19 protein-coding genes and 1 pseudogene are annotated in these 21,024 nt (G+C 71.5%); 9 read left to right on the forward strand and 11 right to left on the reverse strand.

The genetic code is table 11. The annotated features are described in order from the left end of the window. From urtE to ATL42_RS16035, 8 genes are read left to right on the forward strand one after another with little or no spacing between them, the layout of a single operon-like run. Positions 1-693, forward strand: a complete 693-nt coding sequence (gene urtE, locus ATL42_RS16000) for an urea ABC transporter ATP-binding subunit UrtE (protein WP_098453598.1) — start codon at positions 1-3, stop codon at positions 691-693. Further along, positions 693-995, forward strand: a complete 303-nt coding sequence (locus ATL42_RS16005) for an urease subunit gamma (protein WP_098453599.1) — start codon at positions 693-695, stop codon at positions 993-995. The genes urtE and ATL42_RS16005 overlap by 1 nt, the downstream gene beginning before the upstream one ends. 9 nt (positions 996-1,004) lie before the next feature. Then, a complete protein-coding gene (locus ATL42_RS16010; protein WP_098453600.1) occupies positions 1,005-1,412 on the forward strand; it encodes an urease subunit beta in 408 nt (135 codons plus the stop codon). Next, positions 1,405-3,120 carry an urease subunit alpha gene (locus ATL42_RS16015; protein ID WP_098453601.1) on the forward strand — a complete coding sequence of 572 codons (1,716 nt, stop codon included), beginning with the start codon at positions 1,405-1,407 and terminating at the stop codon, positions 3,118-3,120. Before ATL42_RS16010 ends, ATL42_RS16015 begins: the two co-directional genes overlap by 8 nt. Next, a complete protein-coding gene (locus ATL42_RS16020) occupies positions 3,120-3,902 on the forward strand; it encodes an urease accessory protein UreF (RefSeq protein ID WP_245861874.1) in 783 nt (260 codons plus the stop codon). Before ATL42_RS16015 ends, ATL42_RS16020 begins: the two co-directional genes overlap by 1 nt. Continuing rightward, entirely contained in the window at positions 3,895-4,680 is a 786-nt protein-coding gene (gene ureG, locus ATL42_RS16025) for an urease accessory protein UreG (RefSeq protein ID WP_098453602.1), read from the forward strand. Before ATL42_RS16020 ends, ureG begins: the two co-directional genes overlap by 8 nt. A gap of 11 nt (positions 4,681-4,691) precedes the next feature. Further along, on the forward strand, positions 4,692-5,468 hold the full coding sequence (locus ATL42_RS16030) for an urease accessory protein UreD (RefSeq protein ID WP_098453603.1): 777 nt from the start codon (positions 4,692-4,694) through the stop codon (positions 5,466-5,468). Beyond that, entirely contained in the window at positions 5,455-6,456 is a 1,002-nt protein-coding gene (locus tag ATL42_RS16035; protein WP_098453604.1) for an energy-coupling factor ABC transporter permease, read from the forward strand. Before ATL42_RS16030 ends, ATL42_RS16035 begins: the two co-directional genes overlap by 14 nt. Here the strand turns inward: ATL42_RS16035 and ATL42_RS16040 are convergent. The 11 genes from ATL42_RS16040 to ATL42_RS16090 form a co-directional block, all read right to left on the reverse strand. Next, positions 6,419-6,700, reverse strand: a complete 282-nt coding sequence (locus tag ATL42_RS16040) for a DUF4031 domain-containing protein (RefSeq protein WP_098453605.1) — start codon at positions 6,698-6,700, stop codon at positions 6,419-6,421. The genes ATL42_RS16035 and ATL42_RS16040 overlap by 38 nt on opposite strands. Before the next feature lie 102 nt (positions 6,701-6,802). Next, positions 6,803-7,093 (reverse strand): WXG100 family type VII secretion target, encoded by a 291-nt coding sequence (locus tag ATL42_RS16045; protein WP_098453607.1) that lies wholly within the window; start codon positions 7,091-7,093, stop codon positions 6,803-6,805. 180 nt (positions 7,094-7,273) lie between these two features. Continuing rightward, complete coding sequence (locus ATL42_RS16050; RefSeq protein WP_098453608.1) at positions 7,274-7,999, reverse strand: HD domain-containing protein; 726 nt, start codon at positions 7,997-7,999, stop codon at positions 7,274-7,276. A gap of 135 nt (positions 8,000-8,134) precedes the next feature. After that, the gene (locus ATL42_RS16055; RefSeq protein WP_245861876.1) at positions 8,135-9,751 is read right to left on the reverse strand and encodes a sensor histidine kinase; all 1,617 of its coding nucleotides are present in this window, start codon (positions 9,749-9,751) and stop codon (positions 8,135-8,137) included. Next, positions 9,748-10,476 (reverse strand): response regulator transcription factor, encoded by a 729-nt coding sequence (locus ATL42_RS16060; protein WP_098453609.1) that lies wholly within the window; start codon positions 10,474-10,476, stop codon positions 9,748-9,750. Before ATL42_RS16060 ends, ATL42_RS16055 begins: the two co-directional genes overlap by 4 nt. 122 nt (positions 10,477-10,598) lie before the next feature. Then, a complete protein-coding gene (locus ATL42_RS16065; RefSeq protein WP_098453610.1) occupies positions 10,599-11,177 on the reverse strand; it encodes an NYN domain-containing protein in 579 nt (192 codons plus the stop codon). A gap of 146 nt (positions 11,178-11,323) precedes the next feature. Further along, the gene (locus ATL42_RS16070) at positions 11,324-12,097 is read right to left on the reverse strand and encodes a PspA/IM30 family protein (RefSeq protein ID WP_098453611.1); all 774 of its coding nucleotides are present in this window, start codon (positions 12,095-12,097) and stop codon (positions 11,324-11,326) included. A 65-nt stretch (positions 12,098-12,162) separates the two neighbouring features. Then, positions 12,163-14,187: a TPM domain-containing protein gene (locus ATL42_RS16075; RefSeq protein ID WP_245861879.1), complete on the reverse strand. Its 2,025-nt coding sequence runs from the start codon at positions 14,185-14,187 to the stop codon at positions 12,163-12,165. Between the two features lie 151 nt (positions 14,188-14,338). Beyond that, a complete protein-coding gene (locus ATL42_RS16080) occupies positions 14,339-16,033 on the reverse strand; it encodes a DNA repair helicase XPB (RefSeq protein ID WP_098453612.1) in 1,695 nt (564 codons plus the stop codon). A gap of 70 nt (positions 16,034-16,103) precedes the next feature. Then, complete coding sequence (locus tag ATL42_RS16085; RefSeq protein WP_098453613.1) at positions 16,104-18,536, reverse strand: helicase-associated domain-containing protein; 2,433 nt, start codon at positions 18,534-18,536, stop codon at positions 16,104-16,106. Positions 18,537-18,953: 417 nt separating this feature from the next. Next, positions 18,954-19,577, reverse strand: coding sequence for a hypothetical protein (locus tag ATL42_RS16090; protein WP_143556795.1), 624 nt, complete (start codon positions 19,575-19,577; stop codon positions 18,954-18,956). Between the two features lie 1,060 nt (positions 19,578-20,637). Here ATL42_RS16090 and ATL42_RS16875 point away from each other — a divergent pair. Next, positions 20,638-21,020, forward strand: a pseudogene (locus ATL42_RS16875) (cold-shock protein). The last annotated feature ends 4 nt before the right edge of the window (positions 21,021-21,024 follow it).

The raw sequence follows: 21,024 nt of genomic DNA on the forward strand, positions 1-21,024 counted from the left end.
ATGCTCGAGATCCGCGACCTCCACGTCGGCTACGGCCGCAGCCTCGTCCTCTACGACGTCTCCGTCACCGTGCCGTCCGGTGGGGTCGCCGCTATCCTCGGCCACAACGGTGCAGGCAAGTCGACGCTGCTCCGTGCGACGCTCGGCCTCCTGCGACCGCGCTCCGGCACGATCACCTTCGACGGGGAGGACATCACGACGATGCCGACCTACCAGCGCGTCCGCCGCGGTCTCGCGTACGTCCCCCAGGGGCAGCAGTCCTTCGGCGACCTCACCGCACGCGAGAACCTCCAGCTCGTCGCCGACACCCGCAAAGACGGGACCACGCGGCTCGACGAGGCGCTCGACCTCTTCCCCGCCCTGAGCAGCCTCCTCGGCAGGCGGGCCGGGCTCCTCTCCGGCGGCCAGCGCCAGCAGCTCGCGATCGCCCGTGCGCTCATCACCGGCCCGCGCCTGCTGCTCCTCGACGAACCGACCGAAGGCATCCAGCCCTCCGTCGTCACCGAGATCGAAGACGCGATCGTCGCGCTGACCGACTCGGGGGAGATGTCGGTCCTCCTCGTCGAGCAGCACGTCGGCTTCGCGCTCGGGGCCGCCGACGCGTACTACGTCGTCGAGTCCGGCAGGGTCGTCGACTCCGGCGGCGGTGGCGTCGACGCCGAAGACCACGTCCGCGCAGCGATGGCCATCTGATGCACTTCTCACCAGCAGACCAAGAAAAGCTGCTCCTCGCCGTCGCCGGGATGGTCGCCCGCGACCGGCGAGCGCGCGGCATCCGGCTCAACTACCCCGAGACGGTGGCCCTCCTCACCACGTGGGTCATCGAAGAGGCCCGCGCCGGCGGGACCGTCGCCGACCTCATGGTCGCCGGTCGCGAGGTCCTCGGGCGCGACGACGTCATGGACGGCGTCGCCGAGATGCTCCCCGACGTCCAGGTCGAAGCCACCTTCCCCGACGGGCGCAAGCTCGTCACCATCCACAACCCCATCGCCTAGGAGCCCGCCATGGCAGGAATCTCCACCACCGGTCCAGGCGCCGTCCGGCTCGGGTCCGACGCCCCGATCGTGCTCAACGGCGACCGGACGCCGGCCGAGCGGCTCACGCTCGTCATCGAGAACACCGGCGACCGCCCGGTGCAGATCGGCTCCCACCTCCACCTCCCCGACTCCAACACCGCGCTCGCGTTCGACCGCGTCGCCGCGCGCGGCTTCCGGCTCGACATCCCCTCCGGGACGTCGCGCCGCTTCGAGCCCGGCGCGTCCGCCCAGGTCGAGGCGGTCGCGCTGCGCGGCCTGCGACGCGTCCCCGGGATCCAGCGAGACAAGACCGCGGCGCACAGCGACGTCTCCCAGCCCGCACCCACCCGACCCGTCGCGCTCGCACCGACCGAAGGAGACCGCACCGATGGTTGAGGTTCCCCGCGCCCAGTACGTGGCGCTCTACGGCCCCACCACAGGCGACCAGGTGCGCCTCGGCGACACCGACCTGTGGATCGAGATCGAAGAGGACCGCACCGTCGGCGGCGACGAAGCCGTGTTCGGCGGCGGCAAGTCCATCCGCGAGTCCATGGCACAAGGCACCACCACGCGGGCCGACGGCGCCCTCGACACCGTCATCACCAACGCGATCGTCCTCGACTGGTGGGGCGTGGTCCGCGCCGACGTCGGCATCCGTGACGGCCGCATCGTCGCGCTCGGCCGCGCCGGCAACCCCGACATCGCCGACGGCGTCCACCCCCGCCTGCACATCGGACCGAGCACCGACGTGGTCAGCGGCGAGGGCAAGATCCTCACCGCAGGCGGCATCGACTCCCACGTCCACCTCATCTCCCCGTCCCAGATCGTCGAGGCGCTCGCCACCGGGCTGACCACCGTCGTCGGCGGCGGGACAGGTCCGAGCGAAGGCACCAAGGCGACGACCGTGACGCCCGGCGCCTGGCACCTGCGGACCATCCACCGCAGCCTCGACCGCCTCCCGGTGAACATCCTCCTGCTCGGCAAGGGCAACACCGTGAGCACCGCAGCGCTGCGCGAGCAGGCCATGGCCGGCGCCGGCGGCTACAAGGTCCACGAAGACTGGGGCTCCACACCCGCAGCGATCGACGCCGCACTCACCGCAGCCGAAGACTGGGGACTGCAGGTCGCTCTCCACTCCGACTCCCTCAACGAGGCAGGCTTCGTCGCCTCCACGCTCGACGCCATCGGCGGCCGGTCCATCCACGCCTTCCACGCCGAAGGCGCCGGCGGCGGCCACGCACCCGACATCCTCACCGTCGCGAGCCACCCCAACGTCATCCCCGGCTCCACCAACCCGACCCTCCCGCACACCGTGAACACCGTCGCCGAGCACCTCGACATGCTCATGGTCTGCCACCACCTCAACCCCCGCGTCCCCGAAGACCTCGCGTTCGCCGAGTCCCGCATCCGAGCGACGACCATCGCGGCGGAGGACCTCCTCCACGACATGGGCGCCATGTCCATCACCTCCTCCGACGCCCAGGCGATGGGCCGCATCGGCGAGGTCATCACCCGCACCTGGCAGGTCGCCCACGTCATGAAAGCCCGCCGCGGAGCCCTCGAAGCACCCGGCCCCGACACCCTGCCTGCCGACAACCTCCGCGCCCGTCGCTACGTCGCCAAGTACACGATCAACCCCGCCGTCGCCCACGGCATCGACGCCTACGTCGGCTCCGTCGAGCCCGGCAAGATCGCCGACCTCGTCCTGTGGGAGCCCAAGTTCTTCGGCGTCCGCCCGTCCGTCGTCATGAAGGGCGGAGCCCTCGTCTGGGGAGCGCTCGGCGACCCCAACGCGTCCATCCCGTCGCCCCAGCCCGTCCTCATGCGCCCGGCGCTCGCGGACGCGGTCGCCGCCGACGTCTCGTTCACGTTCGTCTCGCCCGCAGCGCTCGACGACGGGCTGGCCGAGCGGCTCGAGCTCGACCGGACGCTCCTCCCCGTCGCCGACACCCGCGGCGTCGGCAAAGCACAGATGCGCAACAACGACGCCCTGCCCACCATCGCGATCGACCCCGAGACGTTCGCCATCCACGTCGACGGCGACCTCGTCGAGCCCGCCCCCGCCGCGAGCCTCCCGCTCGCTCAGCTCTACTCGATGTTCTGATGCACCAGATCACCGGCACCAGCCCCGACGTCATGATGATGCTGCTCGCCGACGCGCGCCTGCCCACCGGTGGTCACACCCAGTCCGCCGGGCTCGAGCCCGCGCTGCGAGCGGGCATGGCGCCGCGCGACGTGCCCGCCTACATCGCGGCGCGCCTCGCCACGACCGCCCGCGTCGAGGCAGGCACCGCGGTCGTCGCGCGGCACGTCGCGCTCCAGCACAGCGACATCCAGCACAGTGACATCCCGCACAGCGACCTCCAGCACGGCGACCTCGCCCACGTGCGCGCCGCCTGGGCCGCCCGCACGCCGAGCCCGGCGCTGCGCGAGACGTCCGAACGGCTCGGGCGTGGTTACCTGCGCCTCGTCCGGCGGCTCTGGGCCGACCACGCGGCGCTCGCCGCGCTCGAACGAGACCTTCCCTCGCGGGGGCGGCCGCCCGGCGGCCCTGCAGCCGGTCCGCAGCGCGTCCTCGGCGGCGTCCCACGCCCGGTGGTCCTCGGCGTCCTCGCCGCGTGCTCCGGTCTCGACGCCGGTCGCCTCGCACGCCTCGTCGCGTACGACGACGCCCAGACGGTCGCGGCGGCGTCCCTCAAGCTCGAGCCCGTCGACCCCGCCGACGTCACCGCCTGGGTGCTCGCGGCCGGCCCCGACATCGACGACCTCGTGCGCGAGGTCGAGGACCTCACCCATCCCGACCAGATCCCTGCCCACGGCGCACCGCTCATGGAGCAGTGGGCCGAGCACCACGCCCGCACCACAGAAAGGCTCTTCAGTGCCTGAGAACCACGTCCCCGACGTCACCCCCGCACCCGTCCGGACCCGATCGCTGCGCCTCGGCGTCGCCGGGCCCGTCGGCACCGGCAAGAGCTCGCTCATCGCTCTCGTGTGCCGAGAGCTCGCCGGCGAGCTCTCGCTCGGCGTCATCACCAACGACATCTACACCGACGAGGACGCCCGGTTCCTGCGCTCCGCCGGTGTCCTGGACCCTGAGCGGATCCGCGCCGTCGAGACCGGGGCCTGCCCGCACACCGCCATCCGGGACGACATCACCGCCAACCTCATGGCTGTCGAAGACCTCGAGGATGACTTCGCGCCGCTCGACGTCGTCCTCGTCGAGTCCGGAGGCGACAACCTCACCGCGACGTTCTCGCCGGCGCTCGTCGACGCCCAGATCTTCGTCCTCGACGTCGCCGGGGGCGGCGACGTGGCCCGCAAGGGAGGTCCTGGCATCGCCCGAGCCGACCTTCTCGTCGTCAACAAGACCGACCTCGCGCCCTACGTCGGCGTCGACGTCGCGCAGATGGTCGCCGACGGCGAGGCCGCCAGGGAGGGCCGCCCCGTCCTCGCCCTGTCACGAGAAGACCCCGTGTCGCGCGCGACCCTCAAGGCCTGGGTGCTCGAGATGCTCGCCGAGCACACCGGCGGCAACCACGTCCCTCAGGACCCGGGGCCGATGGCACCGCACTTCCACGCTGACGAGGACGACGACCACACCCACGACGACCACACCCACGGTGACGGCGAGCACGCACACAGCCACTCTCGCTCGCACGCCTGAACGTCGGCGCCATGACCCAGATCGCCGTGCACGTCGACGGAGGACGAGCCCGGTGCGCCCTGCGGACCGGGCTCCTCAGCCCGCGCGTGCTCTCCTCCGACCATGCGGGTGCCCGCGTCGCGCTCGTCGCGACCGGAGCGCTCCTCCTCGCCGGCGACCACGTCCGGATCGACGTCCGGGTCGGGCCCGGTGCCTGGCTCGAGGTCGTCGAGACGTCGGGGACCGTGGCGTACGACGCACGGGGCGGCGCGGCAGCCTGGGACGTGACGATCCACGTCGACGAGGGCGGGACACTCGTGTGGGAGGGGCTCCCGTTCGTCGTCGCGTCGGGCGCCGACGTGACCCGCCGCACCACGGCGACGCTCGCGCACGGGGCGGTGCTGCTCCTGCGCGAGACCCTCGTGCTCGGCCGGACCGGCGAGATCGGCGGTGACCTCCGGTCGCAGACCCGGTGCTCGCTCGACGGACAGCCCGCGTTCGTCGAGGACCTGCGCCTCGACGTCTCACGCACGGCACCCGGTGTCCTCGGTGACGCACGGGTCCTCGACTCCGCCCTGTGCATCGGGACGCGGCCGCCCCCGAGCGAGCCCGTCGCGGGCCAGGTGCACCTCGACCTCGACGCCCCCGGCGCCGTGCTGCGGTCCGTCGGCCAGCACGCCCACACGGGATCGGTCGGAGCCCGGTGGGCACGGTGGACCGAGCACGTGCGGCACCGCCCTCCGCCCCTCCTGCCCAGCCCTCTCCGTCTCGCCTCCGACCCGAAGGAGCCCCACCATGCACGTTCCTGACCACATGATCGACGACCCGACGTCGGTCGCGACCGCGACCGTCGCCTGCGCGACCCTGGCGTACGCCGCCTACCGCTCGCGGACAGAGCTCACCCGACGCACCATCGCGACGACCGCAGCCACCGGCGCGCTCGTCTTCGCCCTCCAGATGGTCAGCTACCCGGTGAGCACCGGGACGAGCGGGCACCTCATGGGCGGTGTCCTTGCCGCCGCGCTCGTCGGCCCGTGGCTCGGGATGATGAGCGTGACGCTCGTCCTCGTGGTCCAGGCGACACTCTTCGCCGACGGCGGGATCACTGCGCTCGGCACGAACACGCTCCTCATGGCGGTGATCGGGACAGCAGCAGGCTGGGCCGTCACCCGTGGGGTCCAGCGTGCGCTCGGCGGTCGTCTCGCCGACACCCGCTACGCACCGCTCGCGGGAGGCGTCGGTGCGCTCGTGAGCGTGCCGGCGTCCGCGCTCGCCTTCGTCGCGCTCTTCGCCTTCGGGGGCACAGCCACGGTCCCGCTCGGAGAGCTCACCGCCTCGATGCGCTCGGTGCACGCGCTCATCGGGCTCGGCGAAGGGCTCATCACCGCGCTCGTCCTCGCCCTCGTCCTGGCCGTCGCCCCGGGCGTCGCCCGCATCGACGCGCGACGCCAGAGCGCGGCTGCGCTCGTGCACGCACCCGTCGGACGCGCCGTCGGGGCGCTCTCCGGGATCGCGGCCGTCAGCGCGGTCGTCCTCTCGTCCTTCGCGGCAGCGGCCCCTGACGGCCTCGAGGCGACCGCCGCCGAGCTCGGCTTCCTCGACGTGGCCGGGCCGCATGCTCTGGCTGCGCTCCCGCTCGCGGACTACGGCGCGACGAGCGGGAGCCCCGTCGGCGTCGCCGGGCTGCTCGGCACCGTCATGGTCGCTGCGCTCTCGACAGTGCTGCTCGCGGCGGTGCGCGAGCGTGTCGCAGCGCCCGTCACGGTACGGAGCGGGTCCGACGCTCGTGCGCGGTGACGCGCAGACCTGAACCGCGCAGCCGTCGGACGAGCTCGCGACGCTCGACGCGCACCGCGCCGAGCAGCACGAGCGCCTCGTAGCGTTCCGCGGGGACGTCGTAGTGGTCGAGATCGAAGCTGCGCGGGGGCAGGCCCGCCTCCCGGGCGAACGCGTGCAGCTCGTCGAGCGACTCGTCGCTCACGAGGTGTCCCCAGACGGTCGAGTGCTTGGGCCACAGGGGAGAGTCGAGGAGAACGGTCACACGGCATCATCGCACCGGCGGTCTCACCGGCGCGAGAGAACCGACCACGGGGCAGCGAGCAGGGGGAGGCCCGCGCCCCGTGGCCGGGGTCGTGGGGGCCGACTAGAGCGCGAAGTGCCCTGCGGCCATGCTCTCTGCGTCCTCGTACGTCGTGGCGGTGCGGCTCAGCGCCGCGGTGATGGCGTCGAGCCCGGACTCCACCTGGGTCTGGGTGACCTGCCACTGGGCGACGACACCCGAGAAGGTCGCCGCAGCCCCGCCCGTCCACGAGCCCTGGAGATCGGTGAGGTTGCGCATCATCGTGGCCACCTCGGTGCGGATAGACGTGACCGAGATGTTCACGGCCGTGCTCGCACCGGCCACCTGGCTGACGTCGACGCCGAACTTGCTCATTGCTGCCTCCTGTTCACGCGCCGGCCCGGCACCCGGGCGACGACGGTGCGCCGGGAGGTTCCCCGGCGCTGTGAGAAGGACGCTAGGGCGCGCAGACGAGAACCGGGCGGGCGACGCCGGTCGATCAGGGACGCGCTCGCGCAGGCTCGCCCTGTGGGCAGGCTCTACGACGGGCAGGCTCTACGACGCAGCAGCGCTGGGCGGCGCGGCGTCGAGCCGGCGCAGCTCCTTCGCGATGCGCGACGCCTCGGCCCCGAGGTTCTGGCGCGCAGCCTCTTCCCACGCCGACCCGAGCGGGCTCGCGTAGAGGGCCTTGCGGCCGAGGAGCTTCGTGAGGATCCGGTGCCGTGCCGTGAGGTAGTCCCGGAGCGGGATGTGCTCGTACTCCTTGCGGATGTCCTCGAGGTACGCCTTGTAGCGCTGCGGCTCCGTCGCAAGGATCCCCATGTCCGCGTCGCAGAGCACCGCGCAGTCGAAGTCCTGCGGGATGGACTTGTGCCGCACGAGCGCGGTGACGAGCGACGTCACGCGCTCCGCGTCGCGGTCCGGGACCCCGAGGCCGAGGAGCTCCTCGCGGGCGAGCGCCGCGCTCGCGACCTCGTCCTCGCCGCCGTGGGCGGCGTACGCCACGTTGGACGCTGCGTTGAAGATCGCCCCGTGGTACCAGGCGGCCAGTCGTACGAGGTCGGGTTCGTGCGTCTCTTCAGCGAGCTCGTCGACGCGGCTGAGAACGTCGGCCAAGTGCCGGACCGTGTGATAGACCCGGCACGGCTCGCTCCACCGGTCGAGCAGAGCGTTCCCGACCCGCTGGATGTCGGCGACGGGTGCGGTGGCGCCAGCCGCCGTACAGCTCCGGACCCATGAGGACAACAGCCACTGAGGCGCATCTGCGCTGCCAGGAGGCATGGACCAGCTTTCGACGGGTGAGCGTGAGCGCTCACGTGAGGTCTACGACCCGTAATCGTATCTCCGGATCGTCCGATGTACGTGGGGGACTGTACCGCCCACACCGAGCCAGGTCGAAGACTGCAGGTGAGAGGCCTACGCCTCCGCAGCTGCGGGCAGCTCGATCCGCACGGTGAGCCCACCGCCCGGCGTCTCCTGCACCCGCGCTGCACCGCCGAGACGCTCGACGATCGCTGCGACGATCGCGAGCCCCAGGCCCGAACCGCCGGAGTCGCGGTTGCGGGACGAGTCGACCCGGAAGAACCGCTCGAAGACCCGTTCGCCGTGCTCAGACGGGATGCCCGGCCCGTGGTCACGCACCTCGAGCACCGCCGTGCGCTCGCCGTCGTCGTCGGTGTCGAAACCGAGCGCGACCTCGACCGGTGTGCCCCGCGGTGTGTGCCGTGCGGCGTTGCCGACGAGGTTCGCCAGCACCTGCCGGAGCCGGCCCTCGTCGCCGACGACGACGCACGCACCCGTCTGACCGTCCGGCTGCAGCGGGACGAGCCGCACCTGTCGCGAGGGGTCGAGCGCGTGCAGGTCGCTCATCGCGTCCGAGGCGACCACGGCGAGGTCGACGGGGACGTTGTCGAGCGGGCGCCCTTCGTCGAGCCTGGCGAGCCGCAGGAGATCCTCGACGAGCGAGCCCATGCGCGTGGCCGAGTCCTCGATGCGGCGCATCGTGTCCGAGAGCGCCTCCGGCGTGGTCAGCGCACCCATCCGGTAGAGCTCGCCGTAGCCGCGGACCGTCGCGAGCGGGGTGCGCAGCTCGTGGCTGGCGTCAGCGATGAAGCGCCGCATCCGTGCCTCGGAGGCCTCGCGTGCGTCGAAGGCCTGCTCGATCTGGGAGAGCATCGAGTTGAGCGAGCGGGCGAGGCTGCCCACCTCGGTGGACGACGGTGCCTGCGGCACACGGCGGCTGAGGTCGCCCTCCGCGATCGCCGCAGCGGTCCGTTCGATCTCACCGAGCGGCCGGAACGACTGGCGGACGGCGAGGTAGCCCACCGCCGCACCGAGCGTGGTGATCACCAGCGCGGAGATCGCCAGGAGCTTCTGGATCTGCCCGACGGTGTCGCGGACCGAGTCGAGCGGCAGCCCGACGAAGACGATGCCCTGGTCTTCGCCCCCTGAGCTCGCGGTGAGCGCGATGACCCGCCACTGGGCGTCGGACGGGATGTCCGAGCCGGAGATGTTGACGGCCGCCGTCGTGAACGGGCCCGGCGGGATGTCGGAGTTCGCGAACGTGTACGGGCCCACCTTGGGCACGCCGTGGAGCTCGACGTTCTCCGCCTGGTACCAGCCCCGGGAGCGTCCGGAGTACGGGAACAGGACGATGTAGTAGTCGCTGGGGAGCGTCTGCTCCTGCTCCGTCGACAGGGACGCCAGCGCCTGGTTGGCGAGCTGCTCGGCCGTGCTCTCGAGCTGGCTGTCGATCTGCGCCTCGAGCGTCCTCGACACGAGCGTGTTCGTCACGGCGGCCGCGATCGCGAGGCTCGCGAGCAGCACGAGGGTGACGATCCCCACGAGCCGGACCCGGAGCGGGGTGCGAGCCCAGGCGGAGAGGATCGGCCCGACGTGCCGGCCCTCGTCGCTGAGGCCGGCCCGCTCGGTGTCCTCGAGCTCGGCCTCGTCGAGGTCCTGGGTCCGGTCCCTGCTCTCCGGGGGTGGAGGCGGGACCGGACCCATGCCGGCGGGCCGGATCTCGGTGCTCATGCCGACCGCTTGGGCGCCGGCTGACGCAGCAGGTACCCCACCCCGCGCTTCGTGGCGATGAGTGGCTCGAGCGTGGAGCCGTCGGGCAGGGGCGCGTTGTCGATCTTTCGTCTCAGGTACGAGATGTAGGACTCGACGATGTTCGCGTCGCCGCCCCAGTCGTACTGCCACACGTGATCGAGGATCTGCGACTTCGAGAGCACGCGCCCGGGGTTGAGCATGAGATAGCGCAGAAGCTTGAACTCGGTCGGGGAGAGCTCGACGGTGCGCCCTGCGCGCCGCACCTCGTGAGAGTCCTCGTCGAGCTCGAGGTCCGCGAAGCGCAGCACAGCGTCGTCGACGGGTGTGGGCTGGGTCCGACGCAGGACAGCACGGATGCGCGCGACCACCTCTTCGAGGCTGAACGGTTTGGTGACGTAGTCGTCGCCGCCGACCGTGAGGCCGGTGATCTTGTCCTGCGTGTCGTCGCGCGCCGTGAGGAACAGGACCGGCATGTGCTGGCCCTTCTCTCGGAGCCGGCGCGTGACGGTGAAGCCGTCCATGTCCGGGAGCATGACGTCGAGCACCACGAGGTCGGGTTCCGTGTCGCGGATGAGCGTGAGGGCGCTCATGCCGTCGGCTGCTGCGAAGACCTCGAAGCCCGCGAACCGCAAGGAGGTGGAGAGCAGCTCGCGGATGTTGGTCTCGTCGTCGACGACGACCAGGCGCGCTTCAGGTTGCGTCATGCATCCAGTGTGCGACGCAAGTCTGGACGGCGCCTGGGAGCCACCTGTGCGCGTGCGACGTGCAGGTGGCTCCCAGGCGCACCGTGACGGCTGTGCGGCCGTGACCAGCGGGTGCGCTGCGGTCAGATGTAGCGCAGCGGGTTGAACTCCTCGATCGGGATGATCCGCACGCGCGGCAGCTGCGTCGTGAACGCCCCGACGCTGTCTTCGAGGTCGTAGAACTTCAGGCCCCGCGAGGCCAGCTCACCGAGGCGGCTGTTGACGAACTCGCGGAAGCAGAGGATCCCGACCTTGCGGTTCCCGTCGAGGAGCGTCTCGACCTGCGGGAGGAAGTCGCCGTCGTGGCTCGCGAGCAGGACGTCGCCGTCGACGTCGGCGATCGCTTCCAGCGTGCGCTGGATACCGATGTCGACGACCTTCTCGTGGCTCGCGCCCGCCAGCGGGATCGGCCGGTAGCCCATCGCGAGCAGCGCCTGGACGAACGGCATGGGCATCTGCCCGGAGGACGCGTTGAGGAAGAACAGCGGCGTGACCGGCTGACCCCACAACGACGAGGCAAACTCCGTGATGCGGTCCCAGCGCGGTCGCTCTTCTGGGTTCGGGCGGTGCCCCAGCACGTTCATGCCGAGCGTGGCGTCGATGTTCTCGCCGTCGACGAGAAGGTACGTGGGGCGCACTGTGTGCAGTTCTGTGCCGGACATGGGTCCACTGTATGGCGAAAGTCCGCAGACCCGGCTCCGTCGTCGTCGGACGTCAGCCTGTCGTCGGCCGCCAGATCACCCGGCAGGCCACGGACCCGGCGCGGCGCCTGAGCGGCGCGCAGAGGGCGTGGCCCGCCGGCGCGACGTCAGTGCTGGGTGATCTCGGGCGTCACCGGAGTGGGGCTCACCTGCGGCGCGGCAGCGGTGCTGCCGTGCTTCAGCGCGGCCAGACGTGCCTCGATCTCGATCTGCGCACCCGAGGACTCGAGCTCCTCGAACTGGGCGTCGAGCGACGACGCAGCGACCTCGGCCTGACCGAGCGCCTTCGCCTCCTCGCGCCGCACCTTCTCCTCGAAGCGAGAGATCTCGCTCGTCGGGTCGAGCACGTTGATCGAGCTGATCGCTCCCTGGACGGTCTGCTGCGCCTCGGCCGTCTTCGCTCGCGCCACGAGGTTGTCGCGGCGCGACTTGAGCTGGGAGAGCTTCTCCTTCATCTGCATGAGGCCGGTCTTGAGCTTCTCGACAGTCTCGCGCTGCGACGTGATGAACGGCTCCGCCTGACGCACCTCTGTCTCTGCGTCGATCTGCCGCTGCAGAGCGACCTTCGCGAGGTTGTCGAACTTGTCGGCGTCGCCCGCGTTGCCGGCGGTGCGGTACTGGTCGGCACGCTGCGACGCTGCGACGGCCTTGCCACCCCACTCTTGGACAGCGGCGACGTCGGCGTTGTAGTCCTGCTCCGCCAGACGCAGGTTGCCGATCGTCAGCGCGACGGCGTCCTCGGCCTCGGCGATGTTGTTCGTGTAGTCACGCACGAGCTGGTCCAACATCTTCTGCGGATCCTCGGCGTTGTCGAGGAGCGCGTTGATGTTCGCCTTGGCGAGCTGTGCGACCCGACCGAAGATGCCCTGCTTCTCTGCCATGGAATTGCCCTTCTCAGTGCTGGATATGTCGTTCCGTGCTCTCTGGACCCGCTGTGGGGCGGACGCTAGAAGCGTCCCCCTCGTCCGCGGCTCCCGCCGCCCCGACCGCCACCGCCGCCACGACCGCCTCCGCCACCGCCGCTGAAGCCGCCACCGCCACCGCGGCCACCGCCGCTGAAGCCGCCACCGCGCCCGCCACCGAAGCCACCGCCGCCGAAGCCGCCGCCGCCACGCAGGAGCGAGTCGATGAGGATACCGCCGAGGACCATCCCGCCCACGTTGCCGCCGCCCCGTCCACCGACGCCTCCGCTCCCGCCGAAGCCTCGTTGCTGGTCTTCCCACCGGCTGACGTCGGCCTGAGCGAGCTGCTGCGCCGAGACGACCATCTGCTCCGCCAGGCGTGCCTGCTCGAGCGCGGCCGTCGCGTCGACGGGGCCGAGCGCGCGGGCCTCGCCGAGCAGCCGGACTGCCTCGGAGAGCCGCGTGCGTGCTTCCGGCCCGACGGCTCCCTTGCGCGTCGAGATGAAGCTGTCCACAGCGCGGACCTGGGACTCGACGCGCCCGAGCGTCTCGCGCAGCAGCGCCGCCGCTCGGTCCTGGCGCTCTGCGTCCTCCCGAGCGGGGGCGAGCGCTGCGTCGAGGCTGGCCTCCGCCGCGGTGAGGTCACGGATCGCAGCCAGGGCGTCGCCGCCCGCGCGCGCTGCCTGCGCGGCGGACACAGCAGCCTCGGCACGCGACGCGGCAGCCCCGACAGCGGGGTCGTCTGCGCCGATGGTGCGGGCGTCCACGAGGTCGGACTGGATCGAGACGAGCGCTCCGTCGAGCCGCGAGCTTGCGAGCGCGAGATCCTCGTCGGCGCTGGCGACCGCGTCGAGCAGCACGCTGGCCTGCGCTGCTGCGTGGGTGGCGGCACGGGCGTGGGCCACCGCTGTCCCACGGTCGCCTGCTGCGACGCTCGCCTCGCCGGCCCGGACCGACTCCGCAGCCGCGTCGAGAAGCTGCTCAGCCTGGTCGGCGTTGAGCGAGACCGACGCGAGGGCCGACGCAGGATGGGTGACCGCGAGCGTCGTGAGGGTGGCGCGGGCCGGGGCGAGGCGAGCGCGGAGCGTCGTCGCGCGCTCGGTGGTCTCGGCGAGGACCTGCGGGACCCTGGCCTCGAGGTCGCGGAGCTCGTCGAACGTCTTCGCGTCGGCAGCGAGCGACTCGGAGGCATCGGCGCACAGGCCGATGATCTCCGCCATGATCTCTCGTGCCTGCGGTTCGGTCTCGGGGGTCGAGTCGTCCAGCTGCTGGCGGAGCGTGAAGGCGCGGGTGACCTTCGACTTCGCGTCGGCGAGCGTCCGGGTGAACGCGGCCGTCGCCGCGTCACCGAACTGTGCCTGCGCGAACCCCAGCTCCTGCTCGGACGTCTTGAGCTCGTCGTCGATCGCGACGAGGGCCCCGCTGGCGCGCTGGTTGAGATCGGTGGTGGACAGCTTCGAGAGCTCGTCCCGCGGGCCTGTGCCCGACGCGGTCGCTCTGCCGCGACGCTTGCTCGCCATCCAGGCCAGCGCGAGCAGGAGCGCGATGAGGACGAGCCCGCCCACGAAGAGCCAGGTCACGAGGCTGCCTGACGCACCGCCGTTCACGTCGGCACTTAGGACGCTCACCGCAGCGCTCACCGAACCGGCCCAGTCGTCGTCTGCGAGCTCGTCTTCGATCGCTGCGGCGAGGTCGTCGTACTGCGCGTCCGTGATGGGCGCGTCGAGGGAGATCGCCAGGCCGTACTGGCGCTCGTCGATCGCGACGGCGAGCAGCGCGTCCTGCGTGCCCATGCCGGACAGGCTGTACGTCTCTTGTGCCCAGTCAACGGGGTCCTCTCCGTCGAACTCGTCGACGAACACGACGAAGAGCTGCATGTCCGTCTCGTCGCGGAGCTGGTCGAGGTCCGCCTGCACCGCCGCTGTGTCGCTGCCGAGGACGTCCGCCTCGTCGGTGATGTCCGCCGGCACGTTCATCGGGTCGGATGCGCTCGCCGGCGACGCGACGAGCCCGCCGAGGGCGAGAAACATCACGACCAGCAGCGTGCGCACCGCGTGACGGGACGTCACGCCCCGACGGAGGGACGGTTCGGACAGCTGAGACGACGACCTGGTGACCACACTGCGATCCTTGACCAAGCATGGGTAAAGCGCAACGCGGCCTCGTGCCACGAGATCCTCGGGACGGCGTCGCGCACACCGTCCCGAGAGCGCAGCAGGCCTAGGCCTGACCCGCCGGGCCGTCCGCTTCCGCGAGCCCCTCGAGGTCTTCCGCGTCGACGATCCGGTAGGCGTACCCCTGCTCGGCCAGGAACCGCTGCCGGTGCGCTGCGAAGTCTTGGTCGACCGTGTCGCGCGAGACGACGGCGTAGAAGTGCGCCGTGCGCCCGTCGGCCTTCGGCCGCATGACACGACCGAGACGCTGCGCCTCCTCCTGCCGCGATCCGAAGGAACCCGACACCTGGATCGCCACCGACGCCTCAGGCAGGTCGATCGAGAAGTTCGCGACCTTGCTCACGACGAGCTTGGTGATCTCCCCGGTGCGGAACGCCTCGAAGAGCCGCTGGCGCTCGCGCACCGTCGTCGCGCCCGTGATGACCGGCGCACCGAGATGCTCGCCGAGCTCTTCGAGCTGGTCGAGATACTGACCGATGACGAGGGTGGGCTCGCCTTCGTGCTTCGCGACCAGCTGCTCGACGATCCGCATCTTGCCCGGAGCGCAGGCTGCCAGGCGGTACTTGTCTTCTGGCTCGGCCGTCGCGTAGAGCATGCGGTCACGCTCCGGCATCGTGTGCCTGACCTCGACGCAGTCCGCAGGCGCGATGTAGCCCTGCGCCTCGATGTCCTTCCACGGCGCGTCGTAGCGCTTCGGGCCGATGAGCGAGAAGACCTCGTCCTCGCGGCCGTCCTCGCGGACGAGCGTCGCGGTCAGCCCGAGGCGGCGCCGGGCCTGCAGGTTCGCCGTCATGCGGAAGATCGGCGCCGGCAGCAGGTGGACCTCGTCGTAGATGACCAGGCCCCAGTCGCGCGCGTCGAGCAGCTCGAGGTGCGTGTACACGCCCTTGCGCTTCGTCGTGAGCACCTGATAGGTGGCGATCGTCACCGGCCGGACGTCCTTGCGGGCACCGGAGTACTCGCCGATCTCCTCGTCCGTGAGCGTCGTGCGACGCAAGAGCTCGTCTCGCCACTGGCGGGCGCTGACGGTGTTCGTCACGAGGATGAGCGTCGTCGTGCCCGACTTCGCCATGGCACCCGCACCGACGATCGTCTTGCCGGCCCCGCACGGCAGCACGACGACGCCGCTGCCGCCGTGCCAGAAGCCGTCGATGGCGTGCCGCTGGTACGGCCGCATCTCCCACGGCTTGTCGTCTTTCGCCGGGTCCGTCGGAGACAGGTCGATGGCGTGCTTCTCACCGTCGACGTAGCCCGCGAGGTCCTCGGCGGGCCAGCCGAGCTTGAGCAGGACCTGCTTGACGTTGCCGCGCTCGGACGGATGGACGACGACGGTGTCCTCGTCGAGCCGGTCTCCGAAGAGGCCGGCCGTCCGCTTGGACTTCATCACCTCGGCGAGAACCGCACGGTCCGTCGCCTGGAGCACGAGGCCGTGGACCGGGTGCGTCGTGAGCTGGAGCCTGCCATAGCGGGACATCGTCTCCGCGACGTCGACGAGCAGAGCGTGAGGGACCGTGTACCGGCTGAACTCCAGCAGCACCGCGACCACCTGCTCCGCGTCGTGCCCAGCAGCCCGCGCGTTCCACAGGCCCAGCGGCGTGAGGCGGTAGGTGTGCATGTGCTCCGGGGCGCGCTCGAGCTCCGCGAAGGGAGCGATCGCGCGTCGGGCAGCGTCCGCCCGCGGGTGGTCTACCTCGAGGAGAAGGGTCTTGTCGCTCTGGACGATCAGTGGTCCGTCGGTCATCCGGGACTCCTTCGCTGTCTGCTGTGTGCTCGTGTGCGTTCGCTGGGTCGTGCGCGGGGGCTGTCCTGACTCAGGTCTCGACCGGGACGAGCTCGACGCTGATGATCCGGTGGACAGCGACCGTGAGCTCAGACTCACGCGCCACGTCGACAGCGCGCAGACGACCCGCGTCCACCCGCAGCGGCCGCACCCGGCGACGCTGGTGCTCGCCGACCGGCCCCGTCATGTCGAGCCACACCTCACGACCGTCCGCTGCCGCCTCGCGCAACATCCCCAACGCCACGACCGGCTCCGTTGTTCCGGGCAGCGCGCTCCCGCGCACCGAGTCCCGGTGGCGGTACTCGCCCGCACCCCGGGCACGGCCCGTGCCAGGGTCGTCCGACGGACCGTCCGACGCCGAGCCCTCGTCGACCCGAGGCTGCGCGCCCGCCGCGGGGGTGTCCCGCCGCAGGGCAGCGACCAGGGTCGCGAGCCTGGCTGCACGGTCGTCGCGCCCGGTCCGTGCCACAGCTGAACGGTCCGGCAGCCGCACACCAGGACGTGCGCCCGGCCCAGACCCCGGACGCCGGCTGCGTCGTGCAGGCACACGCACCCGTGGGGTCCGACGGTCCGCGAGGACGATCTGGCCGTCCGGTCCCTCCATCGCCGGCGCCATCCCGCGCTCTCGCAGCGCCGCGAGCAGCTGACCGATCGGCGCCGTCGCCGCGAGCACCGTCGGCGCGATCCGGAACAACCCCAGCGGCCGCAGACGCTGGTCGTCGATGAGCCCCGCGAGCAGCGTCGGGTCCTCCACGCGCACATAGCTCGACGCGACACCGAGCCGCACCTGACCATGCCGACGCGCAGCATCACGCACGAGGTACTCGAGCGGTTGCGGCACCGGGGTGCGCGAGTGCAGCGCGAGCTCGGCGAGAAACTCCTCGCCCGTGCGGCCCGCGTCGAGCGACCGGGTGACCGACGTCGGCGTGAACCGGACGGTGATCGCCGCACCACGAGACTCGACGTCGGCAGAGTCCGCGAGCAGGGCCTCGAGCGCAGGCGACGGGCGGCCCGGCACCACACCGGTCAGGTCGCCCTGGAGCAGGATCTCGTCGACGGCCTCCGGGAGCAGCTCCGTCAGGCACGTCGTCAGCCGGACGACCACACCGTCGTCCGGGACGGTCTGACGCGGGACGTCCGCGAGAACGGCGCCACCCGGAGCCAGGGCGCCCGCCCCCGTCACGCCGAGCATCTCCGCCTCGCCCAGGAGCGCGGCGACAGCATCGATCGGCGGTACCGACCTGGGCGTCCGCCAGCGCAGCACCGCCAGGACGTCGTCAGGCGAGAGCGGCGTGAGCGGTGCCTCCGCGAGAACGTCCAGCACCTCACCGCGCAACCGCGGCACCCACGCTCGGTGCAGCTCGGGCTCGAGAGCGTTGCGCAGTGCCCCGCGCTCGTCCCGGCTCCCGACGAGCCACGGAGCACGAGCCGTCGCGAACCACGCCGTGACGAGCGCCGCCCACCGCGACGGGACGTCCGCAGCCAACCAGTCGTCCGCATCGAGCGTGGGAGAGTACGACGCCGGGTCGTCACCGTCGTCGACGACGAGGCCAGCGACCAGCGCGAGCTCGGTGACGAGAGCCGCCGTCCGGTCGTTCACCTCGAGGCGGGCCGCCAGCCTCCGCAGGTCTCGCACACCCAGGCCGCCCGACTTGAGCACGGACGGCGGTGCCACCTGCCACGTGCTGATGAGCTCGGCGAGGAGGCGGACCGCCTCCTGGGCAGCACGCACCGACTCCGCCGCGACAGTCTCTGGCGCTCGCTGTGAAGGACCAGCGGCAGCCTCCGACGGTGCCCGGGAGAGCCGTTGGTGCGTCCTGCCGCCACGCAGCGCCATCGCGACACGGCGCGGAAGCACCACGTGCTGGGCGTCCGCCTGCTTGACGAACCCGTTCTGCACGAGCCATCGCGTCGGAGCCGCCGCCGGTGCGCCAGCCACCGTCGGGATCCGGCCGATCGGCGGGCCCCACGTGAGCGCGGAGAGGATGCTGCGCGCACCGGGCGGGGCGTCCTTGAGCAGGTCCGGGTCGGGAACGGCGTCCTGTGTCCGGCCGATCGGGCCGAGCCCGCCCGGGTACGCGTCCTGGACCTCGTCGACGCCGGGCGCCGGGCGCAGCGCTGTGCCGTCGGGCGACCAGACGAGCGCCATCTCGTCCAAGGTCGTGAGGATGGCGCGGACCGCTGCAGCATCGTCGTCGTGCGCGGTCCCGGTGATCGCCGCGACGACGCGGTCGGCCGTGATGTGCTCGCCGAGGCTCTCGAGCACGGTGACAGACTCGAGGACCTCGAGGTGAGCCGCGTCGAGCGCGTTCGTCGCGCGCTGGAGGCTCGCGCGGCTCGTCGCGCGCGCAGCGAGAGACAGCAGCGTCGCAGGCGACGGAGATGCAAGATCGGGGCGGTGGGTGAGCAACGCGACGAGGTGCTCGTCGCTCCGAGCACGGATCGAATCGCTGAACGTGGCCATCCGCACAATTTTACGCGCCAGGTTGCCACGCACCGCACGCTCCCGCGGCTGACCGGCAGCGATTTCGCCCGCTTCCGCCCGCTCTCACCAAGGCCCCGACGGCCCTCCGCGTGCCGGCCGTGGAACCTGTGCCGGTCGCGGTAGCTGCCCCGATCGTGCAGGCTGCACCGATCGTGCTGGCCGCGCCGATCGTGCAGGCCGCGCAGGCCCTGCTGGCCGCACTGGCCCTGCTGGCCCTGCTGGCTGCGCTGGCCCCGTCGGTCCGCTGGCTGCGTCGGCCCCGCTGGCCGCGCCGGTCCCGGTGGTCGGCGAGCTCGGGCATCTGTCTCGATCTCGGGCTGTTGATCGCCCGAGATCGAGACAGATGCCCGAGGTCGACTCGGGCGTTTGGCGTCGTTGTCAGCCACCTCGGGTTCGTCAGAAGCCCTGGAGGAGGTGTGGGGCCGGACGCAGGGGGCACTGCGCGCCGACGGGCAGGAGCCGCTGCACGCGCTCGCGGAGGCTGTTCGACGGCTGCACGTCTTCTCGGGTGGCGCGCACCACGCGCCACCCGGCCTCGACGATCGCGTCGTGGCGCCGTTTCTCCTCGAAGATCACCCGCCCGGGATCGCCAGCAGCGAGGGTCGTGTACTTGACGAGGCCGTCGAACTCGACAGCAACCTTCCAGTCCTCCCACCCGAGATCGGTGCGGAACGCCCCCAGACGTGTGACGACACGAACCTGGGTGCTCGGTCTCGGGAGGCCTGCGCCCACGAGCACGAGGCGCGTCGCAGACTCCCAGGGCGACTCGGCGCCGCCGTCCGCGAGATCGATGACCGCACGAGCGATCCGGACGCCCCGGGCAGGCCCCAGGTCCTGCAGCCGTGCGCGCAAGGAGTCCGGATCGACGCCACGTCTGAGCGCAGCGTCAGCGACGACGAGTCCGGAGACCGCGCTGGACGATCGTGCGCAGTCCACCACAGTCCGCTCCAACGACGTGACCCGGAGCCCGGAGCGCACGACGACGTCCGATGCATCGAGCACCCCAGAGCTGCGCGACACGTCCTGAGACGCGTGGCCCGAGCGCAGCGAAGGGTGGTGGACGTGGACCCGATCGGGGAGCGCCACAGCGGCAGGCCCCAGATCAGCGCCGCGGACTCGTGAGTGAACGTCACGGCCGGGGACAGCTGGCGTGCGACCGCGGCGATCCTCGCGAGCTCCCTGGTCTGCGGCGCCGCGTCGGGCAGGAGAGAAGCTGTGGCGACGTAGGCCCGCGCCGGACTCGCGTCCACGCTCCAGACGTGACCTGGGCCTGGACGAGCTGTGGTGACAGCTCGCGGGCGAGGAAGACGGTGGGCAGAAGAGCGACGGTGGGCAGACGGACGGTGGGCAGCGGGGGAGCGCCCCGCTCGAGAGGGGGCGGTGGGTGGCGCAGCGTGGTCGCGGTCTGAGGTGCCATGCCACCAGCAGACGATGTCGCGCAAGCCTGCAGGTCGTGACCTGGCTCAGGTGTGGACCGACCGTCAGCGCCATGCCTTGTGGGCAGCTCTCAGCCAGCAGGGCTCCTGTGTCGGCCAGCACCACCCTGAGCGCTGAGGCTAGAAGACCTAGCTCCGCAGGCTCTGCTGCGCTGGCCTGCTCCGCCTGCTCCGCCAGCACGTCAGCCAGCCCGCCCGCCAGCAAGCGAGCCAGTCAGCCAGCCAGTCAGCCGGGCCGGGCTGGGCCGGGCCGGGCTGGGCTGGGCCGGGCTGGGCCGGGCTGGGCCGGGCTGGGCCGGGCCGGGCTGGGCCTGGCTGGGCAGGCCCGGCTGCGCCAGTTGCCGCCGAGCTCGGGCAGATGTTTCGAGCTCGGGCGGTTCAACGCCCGAGCTCGAGACAGATGCCCGAGCTCGGGGAGGCTGCTTCTGCTTTCGCTTTCGCTTTCGCTTCCGCTTCTGTCAGCCGGGTGGCGACCCGGAGGGATGCGGAGGGCGCGCGGTGGGTGAAACTGGTGTGCCGGGGGTGTGCGTTAGGCGGGTGGTCGTCGTGGACCGATAATGGGAAGGACTCACTGCCGCGCTCCGGAACATGCGCAGCCCGGTATCCTGTGAGGTCACATCCCGACGAGCACTCCGAGGTTTCACGTGCCCACCGGCAAGGTCAAGTTCTTCGATGCCGAACGCGGCTTCGGTTTCATCGCCAGCGAAGACGGCGAGCAGGTTTTCCTGCACGCCTCCGCGCTGCCCGAGGGCATCACCGCCCCCAAGCCCGGAGCCCGGGTGGAGTTCGGCGTAGCCGACGGTCGTAAGGGCCCCCAGGCCTGTCCGTCAAGATGCTCGACCCTGTGCCGTCGGTTGCCAAGGCGCAGCGCAAGCCCGCCGAGGACATGTCGATCATCATCGAGGACGTCATCAAGCTCCTCGACGGTGTCGGCAACTCCTTGCGACGCGGGCGATACCCGGACAAGGCGGCCGCCTCCAAGGTCGCCACGGTTCTGCGCGCCATCGCGGACGACATCGAGGCCTAAGAAA

Source organism: Sanguibacter antarcticus (genome assembly GCF_002564005.1).
Classification (GTDB): Bacteria; Actinomycetota; Actinomycetes; order Actinomycetales; family Cellulomonadaceae; genus Sanguibacter; species Sanguibacter antarcticus.

What these genes read in the sequence shown, in the direction of transcription:
- urtE (WP_098453598.1), top strand. Translation starts at nt 1, where the DNA reads ATGCTCGAGATCCGCGACCTCCACGTCGGCTACGGCCGCAGCCTCGTC.
- ATL42_RS16005 (WP_098453599.1), top strand. Translation starts at nt 693, where the DNA reads ATGCACTTCTCACCAGCAGACCAAGAAAAGCTGCTCCTCGCCGTCGCC.
- ATL42_RS16010 (WP_098453600.1), top strand. Translation starts at nt 1,005, where the DNA reads ATGGCAGGAATCTCCACCACCGGTCCAGGCGCCGTCCGGCTCGGGTCC.
- ATL42_RS16015 (WP_098453601.1), top strand. Translation starts at nt 1,405, where the DNA reads ATGGTTGAGGTTCCCCGCGCCCAGTACGTGGCGCTCTACGGCCCCACC.
- ATL42_RS16020 (WP_245861874.1), top strand. Translation starts at nt 3,120, where the DNA reads ATGCACCAGATCACCGGCACCAGCCCCGACGTCATGATGATGCTGCTC.
- ATL42_RS16030 (WP_098453603.1), top strand. Translation starts at nt 4,692, where the DNA reads ATGACCCAGATCGCCGTGCACGTCGACGGAGGACGAGCCCGGTGCGCC.
- ATL42_RS16035 (WP_098453604.1), top strand. Translation starts at nt 5,455, where the DNA reads ATGCACGTTCCTGACCACATGATCGACGACCCGACGTCGGTCGCGACC.
- ATL42_RS16045 (WP_098453607.1), bottom strand. Translation starts at nt 7,093, where the DNA reads ATGAGCAAGTTCGGCGTCGACGTCAGCCAGGTGGCCGGTGCGAGCACG.
- ATL42_RS16050 (WP_098453608.1), bottom strand. Translation starts at nt 7,999, where the DNA reads ATGCCTCCTGGCAGCGCAGATGCGCCTCAGTGGCTGTTGTCCTCATGG.
- ATL42_RS16055 (WP_245861876.1), bottom strand. Translation starts at nt 9,751, where the DNA reads ATGAGCACCGAGATCCGGCCCGCCGGCATGGGTCCGGTCCCGCCTCCA.
- ATL42_RS16060 (WP_098453609.1), bottom strand. Translation starts at nt 10,476, where the DNA reads ATGACGCAACCTGAAGCGCGCCTGGTCGTCGTCGACGACGAGACCAAC.
- ATL42_RS16065 (WP_098453610.1), bottom strand. Translation starts at nt 11,177, where the DNA reads ATGTCCGGCACAGAACTGCACACAGTGCGCCCCACGTACCTTCTCGTC.
- ATL42_RS16070 (WP_098453611.1), bottom strand. Translation starts at nt 12,097, where the DNA reads ATGGCAGAGAAGCAGGGCATCTTCGGTCGGGTCGCACAGCTCGCCAAG.
- ATL42_RS16080 (WP_098453612.1), bottom strand. Translation starts at nt 16,033, where the DNA reads ATGACCGACGGACCACTGATCGTCCAGAGCGACAAGACCCTTCTCCTC.
- ATL42_RS16085 (WP_098453613.1), bottom strand. Translation starts at nt 18,536, where the DNA reads ATGGCCACGTTCAGCGATTCGATCCGTGCTCGGAGCGACGAGCACCTC.